Origin of the sequence: Algoriphagus lutimaris (assembly GCF_017051705.1) — a bacterium.
Classification (GTDB): domain Bacteria; phylum Bacteroidota; class Bacteroidia; order Cytophagales; family Cyclobacteriaceae; genus Algoriphagus; species Algoriphagus lutimaris.
This window is the reverse complement of sequence record NZ_JAFIDJ010000001.1, coordinates 2,417,177-2,429,694: the sequence shown is the minus strand read 5'-3', so window position 1 is coordinate 2,429,694 and position 12,518 is coordinate 2,417,177. Positions and strand designations below refer to the sequence as shown.

The following is a 12,518-nucleotide window of genomic DNA, read 5'->3' as shown; positions in this document are numbered from 1 at the left end:
TCATGAATTTTTGTTTCTGTATTTTTTATAAATCCTGATGGCAATCATTAAGGTGATTCCCAGACCAATTAGACCTAATAAGCCCCAGACCATGCTGAGTAGGTTTTTAAGAACAATGAGGAACACTATTGCAAATAGCAATAAGGTGGATGCCTCATTCCATATCCTCAACTGAGTTGAGCTCCATCTAGTTCTGCCAGCCTGTAATTCCTTGAATAATTTATGGCAACCAAAATGATAGCCATAGAGTAAAAGGACGAAGGCCAATTTGGCATGCATGAAGCCCATTTCTAAATAACCCATTCTGTAACTTAGAACCCAGGTTCCAAAAATTAAAGTGAGAATGGCAGAGGGCCAGGTAATAATGTACCAGAGTCTGGAAGCCATCAAGTCAAGCTGAGGCTTTAGAATGGCACGTTCCTCCTCCGGTCGCTCCATTGCTTCCGTCTGATAAATAAATAATCGAACGATGTAGAAAAGCCCTGCAAACCAGGTGACTACGAAAATGATGTGTAAAGCCTTTATGTACTCGAATCCCATTGTCAGAATTTTCGGCTAAATTAAGGTCTAAACCTCGTAAACCCTCTTAAGTTCTTGAAAAGCTCAAAATTGATTTTCTATTTATTGACTTTATTGGTCCTTGTCCTTGTTTTTTGGATAGGGATGGAAAGTCTGACTCAACCTGGATTGGAACAGTTTGAAGGAAAATATACTCCAATATCCAATTATCGAAATGAGAATAACACGGGTCCTGTGGTTCGGATTATTGCTGTAAAAGCTTTGGATACGGACCAGGAATGGATGAAGGCATTTGGGGATTTTCAACCGCACACCAAATACGGAAGAACCATGGTGTTTTTTTTCTCTGAGGAAATAGACCAAGAAATTAGTCTCTCTCCAACTCCTCCCTATTTTTCTTCTGGATATATTCCCTATGTCATTGCCACCTATGAGAAAGGTCCAATGGGAGATGTGAAATTTATTGATGGATATCCCGAATGAAGAAAAGATTAAGCTTAGAAGCATTTAAATCCGGAATACTAAAAGGAGATAGGGTGGTATTAAGCCGCGCGATTACCTTGGTCGAAAGCAGTCTGGCCCAAGATGCGAAATTGGCTTCTCAGTTGGTTCAGGAAATTTTACCGGCAACTGGAAAATCCATTCGTATCGGGATTACAGGAGTTCCAGGAGTAGGAAAGAGCACGTTTATTGAGTCTTTTGGAAGTCTCTTGCTGGAAAAAGGGAAAAAGCTAGCAGTTTTGGCCATCGATCCAAGTAGTCAAAAAAGTAAGGGAAGTATCCTTGGTGACAAAACCAGAATGGAAAAATTGTCTCTGAATAAAAATGCGTTTATTCGACCGAGCCCTGCTGGGGATACCTTAGGAGGAGTGGCAGCAAAGACAAGGGAAGCCATGCTCTTATGTGAAGCAGCAGGATATGATGTGATTTTGGTGGAAACCGTTGGTGTAGGACAATCAGAAACTTCCGTCAAAAACATGGTCGATTTTTTTCTCCTGCTAGTGTTGGCTGGTGCAGGTGATGAGTTGCAGGGAATCAAAAAAGGCATCATGGAAATGGCTGATGGAATCGTGATCAACAAAGCTGATGGAGATAATTTAGTGATGGCAAAGAAAGCGAAATCCACCTATCAAAATGCCTTACATTTATTTCCTCTAAGTGAAAGTGGTTGGACACCTCCTGTTTCTATCGCTTCTTCCATTACCAATTTTGGATTGGATAAGATCTGGGACATGATTTCAAGTTATGAAGCGATTACCTTGGAATCTGGATTTAAGGAGAAAAATCGATCTGAACAAAGGATGAAATGGTTGGAAGAAAATCTTCAATTTTTGTTGATTCACAGGTTTATGGAGAATTCCCAAATTCAAGCAAAACTAGCCTCGGAAAAAGGGAGAGTACAATCTGGAGAAGTAAGCCCCTTGTCTTTGGCCAGGGAATTGATGGATTTATTTTTTAAAGATTAATGATTTTTCCCATGAAGGCGTTTTCAATAATCATACTTCTCGCTTTGATAAGCTGTCATCCTTCCAAGGAGGAAAGACAAAGTTTAAGTTTTTCAAAGAAAGAATTTGTCACAGAACCTTGTTCTGCTGAACCCTGTGCAAAAGTAAATATTGCCTGGGAGGAAGCTTTTGGAACCGAAGTAGGGACTAACATCAATAAGGCTGTTTTTAGCCATTTATTGGCTTATTTTAGACAAGATACCGTCTTTGCAGATTTGGCAACAGCTGCTAAGGACTTTGTGACCTCCTATAATAGGTTCAAACAGGATTTTCCTGATTCTCCAGGGGGATGGACGATTGAAATTGACTCAGAGAAAACGTATGAGTCGGATAGTTTGGTCAGTATCAAATTTACTGAATTCAATTTTACAGGAGGAGCACATCCAAATTCCAGTGTGAATTTTTTGAATTTTGATAAGACTTCTGGGGAACTTTTGACTGAGGAGGAATTAATTCTTGATCAAGAAAAGTTTCTAGAATTAGCTGAGAAGGCATTTAGAGAATTTCATCAAGTGGAAGAGGGTGTTGCTTTGAAGGATGATGGCCGATTCTTTTTGCCTGATACTGGATTCTTTATTCCAAATGCCTTTGGGTATGAAGGAGACAAGTTGAAGCTTATTTATATCCCTTATGAAATAGGACCCTATTCCTTAGGCTACACAGAGTTAGAGTTTGATTTGGATGAATTAGAAGAAATTGTAAAAAAGTGAAATCCTCTTTATTAATAGGATCTCATTTTGAATTTTTTCTTTAATTCATTGACCGCATTTCGGAAAGAGCTATCCGTTTCCATTAAGTCATTTACTGTTTGTACAGCATGGATTACCGTGGAATGGTCTCTGCCTCCAAAATGATAACCAATAGACTTTAAAGAGTGGTTGGTGAATTCTTTAGAAAAATACATGGCTACCTGTCTCGCCACCACAATTTCTTTTTTACGCGTTTTTGCTTTGAGGTCGTCTAGCGCAATGCCATAATATTCTGAAACTGTTTTTTGGATATAATCAATCCCAACCTCAGTTTCAATGTCTTTGATGATGTTTTTCATCACCGTCTTGGCAAGCTCTAAGCTAATCTCAACCCGGCTCAAAGAAGCATGAGCGATCAATGAAATAAGAATTCCCTCCAGTTCACGAACGTTGGTATCGACTGTATAGGCCAAGTATTCAACTACATCATCTGGAATAGAAATTCCTTCAGACTGCATTTTTCTTCGAATAATTGCTACCCTTGTTTCAAAATCAGGCATTTGAAGATCTGCCGTCAGTCCCCATTTAAAACGAGAAAGCAATCGCTCTTCCAGTCCTTTCAAATCTCTCGGAGGACAATCCGAGGTCATGATGATTTGCTTCTTGTTTTGGTGTAAGTGGTTAAAGATATGGAAGAACATTTCTTGGGTTCTGTCTTTACCTGCCAAAAATTGAATATCATCAATGATGAGGACATCCACTTGCATGTAAAAGTTTGTAAAACTCTTCACATTTCCGTCTTTGATGGAGTCCATGAATTGGTTTACAAATTTCTCAGAGGAAACATACAGCACAAACTTATCTTCGGGGCCATTTTTGATTTCGTTTCCGATAGCCTGCACTAGGTGGGTTTTACCAAGTCCAACACCACCATAAACCATTAAGGGGTTAAAAGAGGTTATGCCAGGTTTGGTAGCTACTGCAAACCCTGCAGATCTAGCCAATCTATTACAATCCCCTTCTATGTAAGCAGAGAAAGTGTAATTCGGGTTTAAGTTGCTTTTTGTCAGGGCCTCTGCATCCAGAGATTTCATCTCAAATGGTGTACGTTGTTCTTCAGGAGGATTTGGTGCGCCTTTTTTACCATTGTTTCCCTGTGGGTAAGAAACCACATAGGGTTGATTGGCAGAATTTCCACGGTCTACCACCACGGCATATTCCAGCCTTCCACCTTGGCCTAAAGTCGTTTTAATGGCAAGCTTTAAAACTTGTACATAATTATCTTCCAGCCACTCGTAAAAAAACTGACTAGGAACCTGAATCGTAAGATTTGTTCCTTCGAGTTTAACTGGGTTTATTGGCTTAAACCAAGTTGAAAAGCTCTGATCATTGACGTGTTGTTCAATAACACGTAAACATTCATTCCAAACGGCGCTAGCTTCTGAACTCATTAGAGAAGATTTCTGAAAATCTGATGGACCCTGAGATAACAGGGGCATCAAATTTGGAGAAAAATCAGGTAAATAAAAAATTCGATTTGACTTGAAATAATGGATTTTTTATCCATTGAAATATTAATAGCAAAATGAAATTTTGCTACTAAAATTGAACCTAACTCAATCTATTTTATAGGTAAAAATGAAATTGTTATGAGTTGTTTTAATTTTGAGGGTTTATTTATAGCTGATAGTCAAATAATTAAACTTTTTAAATAGGCTTTATTTTTTCATTTAAATTACAATTCATGGCTTTCGTCCACATTTGGTTATTTTTGATAAGAATAAAAAAAATATAAACCCAATATGACAAAAGAATCTTTTTACAATTTTTTGGATGTTACAAAAGAGCAGTGGGTTGAGCAGGTTAAAAAAGACTTGAAAGGAAAGGATTTCAAACAGACCTTAATCAATAAAGTGTGGAATAATGTGGAATTACTCCCATTTTATTGTTCCGAGGATATACCTAATTCTATTCCTGCTTTTAGATTTCATGGAGAAGCTAAATTGCCTGGCATTTCTCCAAGAATCTGGAATAATGCCGTTTCTTTTTATCCAATAGATGATAAGGATTGTAATAAGGAAATTCTTTCTGTTTTACAGCAAGGGGCAGATGCCATCATTATTCACCTTAGGGGTACGGAAAACTTACATGAGGTTTTGAAGGGAGTGATGACAGAGTTTATTCAACTTTATTTTGTACCTCTCTCTTCTCCTAGAATTATATTTAATCAGATTATGGATTGGATAGAATCTCTTCATGTGAAGCCCGGAATGCTACAAGGAGCAATCATTTGGTCTCCTACATCGGATTTAATCAAACGAAACGGAGATTTTCAGGAAAACATAAAACTAGGTGTAGAAATGATCAAAAAGCTTTCGGCTTTTCGTGATTTTTACCCCATGACCTTAGATTTCTCCATTTATGAAGATTCTGGAGCAAATGGCATTCAGCAGAGTTTCTTAGGGTTGGCTGAGATGGTAGAAATGATGGATGCATTCATTAAAGAAGCGGTATCAACAGCCATGCTTTTTGAAAATATGGCAGTATTCTGTAGTGTGGGGGAGTTGTTTTTTCCAGAAATCGCCAAGCTAAAAGCTATAAGAATTTTATTGCAAGAGCTTGCTTTTAACCTAGGGCAGGAAATATCTTCTTCTTCGTTTCATTTTATCATTTCCAGTAGTACTTGGAGTAAATCCCTGATTGATCAAAATTCAAACTTAATCAGACAAACCTACGAAGCCATGTCTGCCATCTTTGGAGGAGCAGATACTCTTTGGGTTCGTCCAGCATTAGGAGAAAAGGCATCCGAATTAGAAAAAAGAATGGCCAGAAATGTTTCCAACATTCTGAAAGAAGAAAGCTATTTGGATAAAGTGATGGATCCCGCCGCAGGGTCTTATTATATAGATACTTTGGTAGAAAATCTTAGGGCAAAGATCTTGGAGGAATTATGGGATTTTGAAGAGAATGGAGGTTGGCTGGAGAATTTTGAATCTCGGCAAATCCAGGAGATCGTGAGAAAGGAGAGGAGTTCAATTCAAGAATCTTATCTAACCCATGAGAAAATAAAAGTGGGGGCAAATAAATATGAGGAAAAAGGGGGGGGGGCTGAGAAAATATCCTTTGAGAAGATAGTTGAGGAATCGCATGAATTGAAGCCTACTCGAGCTACTTATTTATTAGAAAAGAAAACCCTAAACCAATCATGAGACCTGATTTTAATAATTGGCAGAGAAAACCATCCATAGAGGATAAAACGCAGGTAAAAGAAGAGGTTTGGGATTCTCCTGAACAAATTGAAATACCTTCTGAATTTGATCCTCAATTGATTCAGAAACTCCCTCATATTCATTTTGGCGCAGGCATCCCTCCCTATTTAAGAGGTCCATATAGCACCATGTATGCGATCAGGCCATGGACCATACGTCAATACGCAGGCTTTAGTACAGCGGAGGAATCCAATGCTTTTTACAGAAGAAATTTAGCTGCAGGGCAAAAGGGACTTTCAGTGGCCTTTGACCTTGCAACCCATAGAGGATATGATTCTGATCACCCAAGAGTAGTGGGAGATGTTGGAAAAGCTGGAGTAGCTATAGATACTGTGGAGGATATGAAAATCCTTTTTGATCAAATTCCTTTGGATCATATGTCAGTATCCATGACGATGAACGGTGCAGTAATCCCAATTTTGGCATTTTATATTGTAGCTGCCGAGGAGCAGGGGGTGAAACCTTCCCAGTTAAGTGGAACGATTCAAAATGATATTTTAAAGGAGTTTATGGTACGGAATACCTATATCTACCCTCCTCAACCTTCCATGAAAATCATCGCTGATATTTTTGAATATACAGCGGAAAATATGCCCAAGTTCAACTCCATATCCATTTCAGGGTACCATATGCAAGAGGCAGGCGCAACAGCAGATTTAGAGTTGGCCTATACCTTGGCTGATGGCTGGGAATATTTGAAGACAGGGGTAAAAGCAGGTTTGGATATAGATGATTTTGCACCAAGACTTTCATTTTTTTGGGCCATAGGAATGAATTATTTCATGGAGATAGCCAAAATGAGAGCGGGTAGACTTTTGTGGGCTAAAATTGTACAAAAGTTCAATCCAAAGTCTCCAAAATCCTTGGCTTTAAGAACTCATTGTCAAACTTCTGGTTGGTCCTTGACAGAGCAAGACCCTTTTAACAATGTGACCAGAACCGCGGTGGAAGCTATGGGTGCAGTCATGGGACATACCCAATCTTTACATACGAATTCTTTGGATGAGGCTATTGCACTGCCTACCGATTTTTCAGCGAGAATTGCACGGAATACCCAGCTTGTCTTGCAGGAAGAATTGGGAATTACTCATGTGGTGGATCCTTGGGGAGGGTCTTATTATGTGGAATATTTGACAGATCAATTGGTGAATAGAGCCTGGGAATTGATCGAAGAAGTGGAAAAATTGGGAGGGATGGCTAAAGCGATTGAATCTGGGCTTCCAAAATTGAGAATTGAAGAAGCGGCTGCAAAAAAGCAAGCAAGAATTGACAGTGGGAAGGATATCATTGTAGGGGTCAACAGGTATCAGGTGGAGGAAGAGTCGGAGATTGAAGTTAGAGATGTAGATAATCAGGCTGTAAGAGATTCCCAGGTAGCGAGAATTAAGCGAGTGAAAGCAGAAAGAAATCAAGAGAAAGTCGAAAAAGACCTTAAGGCAATTACTGAATGTGCCAGATCAGGGAAAGGGAATCTACTGGAGTTAGCAATTTATGCGGCCAGAAACAGAGCAACCTTGGGGGAAATTTCCATGGCTATGGAAGAGGTATATGGAAGACATCAGGCTCAAAATAAATCGATCTCAGGAGTTTATGCAGCAGAAGTGAAAAATCAAGAATCTTTTCAAAAGGCCATTGCCCTCTCAGATAAATTTGCGGAAGAGGAAGGAAGAAGACCAAGAATCATGGTCGCGAAAATGGGACAGGATGGACATGATCGGGGTGCTAAAGTCATTGCCACCGGTTTTGCTGACCTTGGCTTCGATGTGGATATTGGACCTTTGTTCCAAACGCCAGAAGAAGTAGCAGAACAGGCCATTGAAAATGATGTTCATGTGGTAGGCGTGTCCTCCTTGGCTGCTGGGCATAAGACCTTGGTTCCTCAGTTAATTCATGCCTTGAAGGAATTAGGAAGACCAGATATTATGGTGGTAGCAGGAGGAGTGATTCCTTCCAAAGATTATCAATTTCTTTATGACGCCGGTGTAGCAGAAGTATTTGGACCAGGGACTGTATTGTCAGAAGCAGCAATCAAAGTATTAACTAAGTTGTCCGAAGAGTGAAAATTCGAACTCAATGATGCAAGACCTCATGAAGTCCTCCTTTTTCTTACTTTTTTCTTCGATGCTAATCGTATTCTCTTGTAAAGAAAAAGATGGCATCAAGAGTTCGAATGAAATTATTGCAGATCAAATGGAGCATCACCTCAAAACTGAGGTTTTGGATAAATGGTACCCCTTATCAATGGATACTGTAGATGGAGGGTTCTTTAGTAATTTTTCCTACGATTTTATTCCTGGTGAAAAACAGGAGAAAATGATTGTCACCCAGTCCCGGCATGTTTGGACCAATGCGAAAGCTTCCAAAAAGTATCCTGAAACCTCCTATTATTTGAAGGGAGCTAAGCATGGGTATGAATTTCTAAGAGATAAAATGTGGGACCCCGAACATGGAGGGTTTTATTGGTTAGTGGACAAACAGGGAAATCAAATTGGGGACCCAATGAAAACGGCCTATGGAAATGCCTTTGGTATCTTTGCATTAGCTGCCTATTATGATGCTACCAAGGATGAATCCGCTTTAGAATTGGCTAAGGATGCCTTTCATTGGCTGGACCTCCATGCCCATGACTCTATCGATGGAGGATATTACCAGCATTTAGACCCAGATGGAACCCCAATTTCTAGACCAAGTTCTACTCCTTCAACCTCTGATTTGGGATATAAGGACCAAAATAGCTCAATCCATATTTTGGAGGCATTTACGGAATTGTACCAGGTATGGCCAGATCCAATTTTGAAAAGGAGACTGGAAGAGATGTTATTATTGATCCGAGATCAGATAGTGACTGAAAAAGGGTATTTGACCTTATTCTTGTTACCGGATTGGACGCCCGTATCCTTCAGAGATTCTACAGATGAGGTGATTTTGAATCATCATAACCTCGATCATGTTTCTTTTGGTCACGATGTGGAAACGGGCTTTTTAATGATTGAAGCTTCAGAGGAATTGGGCTGGGGTCATGATGAAATCACTCATCTAATTGCCAAGAAGATGATTGATCATGCCTTGGAAAATGGATGGGATAATGAAGTTGGAGGTTTTTATGATGAGGGATATTATTTCAACGATGGATTCCGGATTACTCATGATACCAAAAACTGGTGGGCACAGGCAGAGGGGATGAATGCACTTCTTTTAATGGCAGAATTATATCCGGAAGATCCCCAAGACTATTTTCAGAAATTCTTAACCCTCTGGGGATATACCGATACCTACCTAATAGATCATGAACATGGAGACTGGTATTCAGGTGGATTGGATAAGCAACCTGAATTAAAGAGGGTCGGGAAAGGAAATATCTGGAAAGGTATTTATCATCACTATCGATCATTGGATCATTGTATTTCTCGTTTGAGAGAAATGAATGAATAAGAAGAATCTCAATTTGAAGTCAATTGATTTCTATTTCCATTTCCAGCAAGGCATAACTTAGAGATTTTCCATGGGTGTCCATTGCTATAGAGGTGGTTACTCCAGTCCCCAATGAATCCTGACAAATGAATTGGATGGCCTTTAATTCGGGCAAAACAAATCGTTTGATCTCTCCCTTGAGTTGATGATGTAAATGACTTTTTACACGTTCTGCAGTTACATTCTTGACCAATTTTTCAAAATTGAGAGGATCATATGGAATCAATGAAAGCAATAAGGTATTTCCTTTATCTCCAGCCCTTCCATGAGCGATTTTTGAGAGTTTTGTTTTCATATTATTTGGATTCAATTAGCGTTAGTTTGGGAGTAATTAAAGTTCTGTCCATAAGAATTGAAACAATGCCCATTAATTGATGGGTATTTTTTCTTGCTCCTCCGCCGCCTGCTGGACCATTGGTATATAACGCTTCGACTTCTTCACCCACTAGGGTGGATAGCGTAGAATCTTGGGTTTTTCCTGCAACCCTCAAGCGTACCTCATAAGGGACTGAATCCTTAGAAAGTGCTGTTCCGTGTAAAGAGGATAATCCTATGTAGTCCACTCGAAATTCATCAAATGCTTCTGAAATTCTTTTTTCGATAATTTCTCCAGCAAGAAATGCCCGTTCTTTTGCATTGGCTCCTGCATAGGAAATTTCACCTTCACTTAAATATCCGGCTTCATACCCTACCGATACCTTTAAGGTTTCGGGTGCAGGATTCCCATCCCCTCCAGAAATTCTGATTTGGTTTGTTCCTATTTCTTCAATTTGAACCTTGGAGAAATTCGCAATTACATCGGGAGTATAATAGGCATATGGATCCAATACTTCATATAGCAATTGTTCCTTTGCAGTTTGGGTAGAAATCAATCCTCCTGTTCCTTGTGCCTTGCTGATGATTCCAGTTCCATCTTTTGAAACTTCCAAAATAGGGTGTCCCAAAATATCCATATCTGGAACAGGCTTGGAAACGGGATCGGCAAAGTATCCTCCCGTGATTTGACCTGCGCATTCCATCAAATGTCCCAACACAGTCCCTTGGCCAAGTATTGTTGAATCCATCCTATCCCAACCTAATTCTTTGACCATAGGGGCAAGGAATAAAGAAGGGTCAGCAACTCTACCCGTGAGAACAATGTCGGCATCAGTTTCCAAAGCTGGTAGAATGGAGTCAATTCCTAAATAAGCATTTGCGGAAACGATGTTGCGATAGGATGAGAGAGGAGCGCCAGATTCTAAGGTTTTTTCATTTAAATCCAATTGGTTAAATACATCATCCCCATGGACAATGGCCACTTTTACCTTTAGTCCAAGTTGATCAGCGATTTCAATGATTTTTTTACCTCCTTCTATGGGATTTGCTGCACCCATATTGGTGATCAATCGGACCTTTTTTTTGATTAGAATCGGGAGTAATCGTTGGATCCTTCTTTCCAATAAGGGATCATATCCAAGCAAAGGGTTTTCTTTTTTTCTTTTCTGTGCCAGAGAAATAGTTCGTTCTGCCAGGCATTCCAACACCAGATAATCCAGATTTCCTTTTTCGGCCAGAATTTCTGAAGGTTCTAATCGGTCTCCTGAAAATCCAGCTCCACATCCGATTCTTATTTTTTCCTTTTCCATTATTAAATACTTATAGCACCTATCAGTACTGAAACGAAAACCATGATCAAGGTAATTAAAAATGCCCAGGGTATTGTTTTTTTCTGATGCTCTCCTAATTCCACTCCTGCCAAACCAATGAGTAAAAAGGTCGATCCTGTAAGCGGGCTGACTGCAAAACCTGTAGTCATCTGACCTAATATGGCGGCTCTTCCCACTTCTAAACCTGATGCTTGAAAATGTTCTGCAGTGGTGGATAATAAAGGTAATATGCCAAAATAAAAGGAGTCTGGATCAAAGAGTAAGCTTGCAGGCATAGCGAAAATCCCTGTGATCAAGGGGATCTCTCTTCCTACTTGAGATGGAATCAGATGTACTATTTCTGAAGCCATTGCTTCGATCATTCCTGTACCTTTTAAAATTCCAGTAAAGCAGCCGGCTGCAAATAGGATGCTGGCCATTAACATGGCTTCTTTTGCATGATTGTCAATTATTTTTCTTTGGTCTTTGACTTTGGGGTAGTTGACCAATAATGTGATTGCAAAAGCAATCATAAATACGATATGTGGAGGGGCAAGGCTAAAAATAATGCTTCCAATGGCTACCATTACAGTTAGGATATTGAACCAGAAAAGTATTTGGTTGAGTGACTTTCCTTCTGTTTCTTTCTCAGTTTGGGGGTTTTGCGAAGTCAGGGTGATTTTTTTTCGTTCCTGTAAGCCGAACCTATAAGCAATGGCTAAGACGGTGCATAATCCCACTAGAACTGGAATTACAATCGGATTGAATAGATCTGTAACTGGAATACTTAATGCGGTAGCAGCTCTTAAAGTGGGACCTCCCCAAGGAAGAATATTCATAGTTCCTGCAGACAATGCCACAATGGAGGCAAGGGTTAACCTGCTCATGTTCATTCGGTCATAAACGGGGGTAAGGGCAGGAACAGCAATTAAAAAAGTTACGGCGCCTGAACCATCCAAATGAATGAGCATTGCCAAAATGGCAGTGGCTATGGCAATTTTTACAGGATCATTACCTGCAAAATTTAGAAGTCTATCAATGATGGGGTCAAAAGTTCCGGCATCCATTAAGATTCCGAAAAACAAGATGGCAAAAATAAACATCAGCCCAGTTGGAGCTATGTTAATAAGCCCATCTGCAATTAGGCTTGGCAATTCTTCCCAATACCCTGCTAAAATACCTGTGGCAACCGGTATTAGAATAAGTGCTATGACCGGAGATACTTTCTTCCCAATTACCAATAGGAAGAGTAATACGATTGTGATAAGTCCCCAGACTGCTAACATAGATTTAAAGTTTTCATCTTTATTTTCTGGTCAGATAGGTCGGAGGCAAATGGTTTTTGAGCAGTGAAAATCATCTGATTGGGTTAATTGCTTTGCCCAATTAACTGATAATATTCATTGTTTCAAAACGATACAATATTAAATCATTTGCATG

General features: G+C 39.6%; 11 protein-coding genes. 6 read left to right on the top strand and 5 right to left on the bottom strand.

Features of this window, described 5'->3' with window-relative positions; genetic code table 11:
• Entirely contained in the window at positions 1–540 is a 540-nt protein-coding gene (locus JYB62_RS09945) for a CopD family protein (protein WP_205645228.1), read from the bottom strand.
• A 54-nt stretch (positions 541–594) separates the two neighbouring features.
• On the opposite strand from JYB62_RS09945, the gene JYB62_RS09940 reads away from it, so the two are divergent.
• From JYB62_RS09940 to JYB62_RS09930, 3 genes are read left to right on the top strand one after another with little or no spacing between them, the layout of a single operon-like run.
• On the top strand, positions 595–1,002 hold the full coding sequence (locus tag JYB62_RS09940; protein WP_205645227.1) for a hypothetical protein: 408 nt from the start codon (positions 595–597) through the stop codon (positions 1,000–1,002).
• Entirely contained in the window at positions 999–1,985 is a 987-nt protein-coding gene (gene meaB, locus JYB62_RS09935; protein WP_205645226.1) for a methylmalonyl Co-A mutase-associated GTPase MeaB, read from the top strand. Before JYB62_RS09940 ends, meaB begins: the two co-directional genes overlap by 4 nt.
• 11 nt (positions 1,986–1,996) lie before the next feature.
• Positions 1,997–2,734, top strand: coding sequence for a PdaC/SigV domain-containing protein (locus tag JYB62_RS09930; protein WP_205645225.1), 738 nt, complete (start codon positions 1,997–1,999; stop codon positions 2,732–2,734).
• Between the two features lie 11 nt (positions 2,735–2,745).
• Here the strand turns inward: JYB62_RS09930 and dnaA are convergent, their stop codons facing one another.
• A complete protein-coding gene (dnaA, locus tag JYB62_RS09925) occupies positions 2,746–4,164 on the bottom strand; it encodes a chromosomal replication initiator protein DnaA (RefSeq protein ID WP_074225041.1) in 1,419 nt (472 codons plus the stop codon).
• 351 nt (positions 4,165–4,515) lie between these two features.
• Here dnaA and JYB62_RS09920 point away from each other — a divergent pair, with 351 nt between their 5' ends.
• Genes JYB62_RS09920 through JYB62_RS09910 form a run of 3 tightly spaced genes read left to right on the top strand, consistent with a single transcriptional unit; the run spans position 4,516 to position 9,414 of the window.
• Entirely contained in the window at positions 4,516–5,922 is a 1,407-nt protein-coding gene (locus JYB62_RS09920) for a methylmalonyl-CoA mutase family protein (RefSeq protein WP_205645224.1), read from the top strand.
• The gene (gene scpA, locus JYB62_RS09915; RefSeq protein ID WP_205645223.1) at positions 5,919–8,042 is read left to right on the top strand and encodes a methylmalonyl-CoA mutase; all 2,124 of its coding nucleotides are present in this window, start codon (positions 5,919–5,921) and stop codon (positions 8,040–8,042) included. Before JYB62_RS09920 ends, scpA begins: the two co-directional genes overlap by 4 nt.
• 13 nt (positions 8,043–8,055) lie before the next feature.
• Positions 8,056–9,414, top strand: coding sequence for an AGE family epimerase/isomerase (locus JYB62_RS09910; protein ID WP_243431496.1), 1,359 nt, complete (start codon positions 8,056–8,058; stop codon positions 9,412–9,414).
• A gap of 19 nt (positions 9,415–9,433) precedes the next feature.
• Here JYB62_RS09910 and JYB62_RS09905 read toward each other — a convergent pair whose 3' ends face one another.
• The 3 genes from JYB62_RS09905 to JYB62_RS09895 are packed head-to-tail and all read right to left on the bottom strand — an operon-like array spanning position 9,434 to position 12,364.
• The gene (locus JYB62_RS09905; protein WP_205645222.1) at positions 9,434–9,748 is read right to left on the bottom strand and encodes an AtuA-related protein; all 315 of its coding nucleotides are present in this window, start codon (positions 9,746–9,748) and stop codon (positions 9,434–9,436) included.
• A 1-nt stretch (position 9,749) separates the two neighbouring features.
• The gene (locus JYB62_RS09900; protein WP_205645221.1) at positions 9,750–11,078 is read right to left on the bottom strand and encodes an acyclic terpene utilization AtuA family protein; all 1,329 of its coding nucleotides are present in this window, start codon (positions 11,076–11,078) and stop codon (positions 9,750–9,752) included.
• Between the two features lie 2 nt (positions 11,079–11,080).
• Positions 11,081–12,364: a CitMHS family transporter gene (locus JYB62_RS09895; protein WP_205645220.1), complete on the bottom strand. Its 1,284-nt coding sequence runs from the start codon at positions 12,362–12,364 to the stop codon at positions 11,081–11,083.
• Positions 12,365–12,518 lie beyond the last annotated feature (154 nt).

Bases quoted from the DNA above. Each gene is read 5' to 3' on its own strand.
- meaB (WP_205645226.1), top strand. From the start codon at position 999: ATGAAGAAAAGATTAAGCTTAGAAGCATTTAAATCCGGAATACTAAAA.
- JYB62_RS09920 (WP_205645224.1), top strand. From the start codon at position 4,516: ATGACAAAAGAATCTTTTTACAATTTTTTGGATGTTACAAAAGAGCAG.
- JYB62_RS09945 (WP_205645228.1), bottom strand. From the start codon at position 540: ATGGGATTCGAGTACATAAAGGCTTTACACATCATTTTCGTAGTCACC.
- JYB62_RS09895 (WP_205645220.1), bottom strand. From the start codon at position 12,364: ATGTTAGCAGTCTGGGGACTTATCACAATCGTATTACTCTTCCTATTG.
- scpA (WP_205645223.1), top strand. From the start codon at position 5,919: ATGAGACCTGATTTTAATAATTGGCAGAGAAAACCATCCATAGAGGAT.
- JYB62_RS09905 (WP_205645222.1), bottom strand. From the start codon at position 9,748: ATGAAAACAAAACTCTCAAAAATCGCTCATGGAAGGGCTGGAGATAAA.
- JYB62_RS09910 (WP_243431496.1), top strand. From the start codon at position 8,056: ATGATGCAAGACCTCATGAAGTCCTCCTTTTTCTTACTTTTTTCTTCG.
- JYB62_RS09930 (WP_205645225.1), top strand. From the start codon at position 1,997: ATGAAGGCGTTTTCAATAATCATACTTCTCGCTTTGATAAGCTGTCAT.
- dnaA (WP_074225041.1), bottom strand. From the start codon at position 4,164: ATGAGTTCAGAAGCTAGCGCCGTTTGGAATGAATGTTTACGTGTTATT.
- JYB62_RS09900 (WP_205645221.1), bottom strand. From the start codon at position 11,078: ATGGAAAAGGAAAAAATAAGAATCGGATGTGGAGCTGGATTTTCAGGA.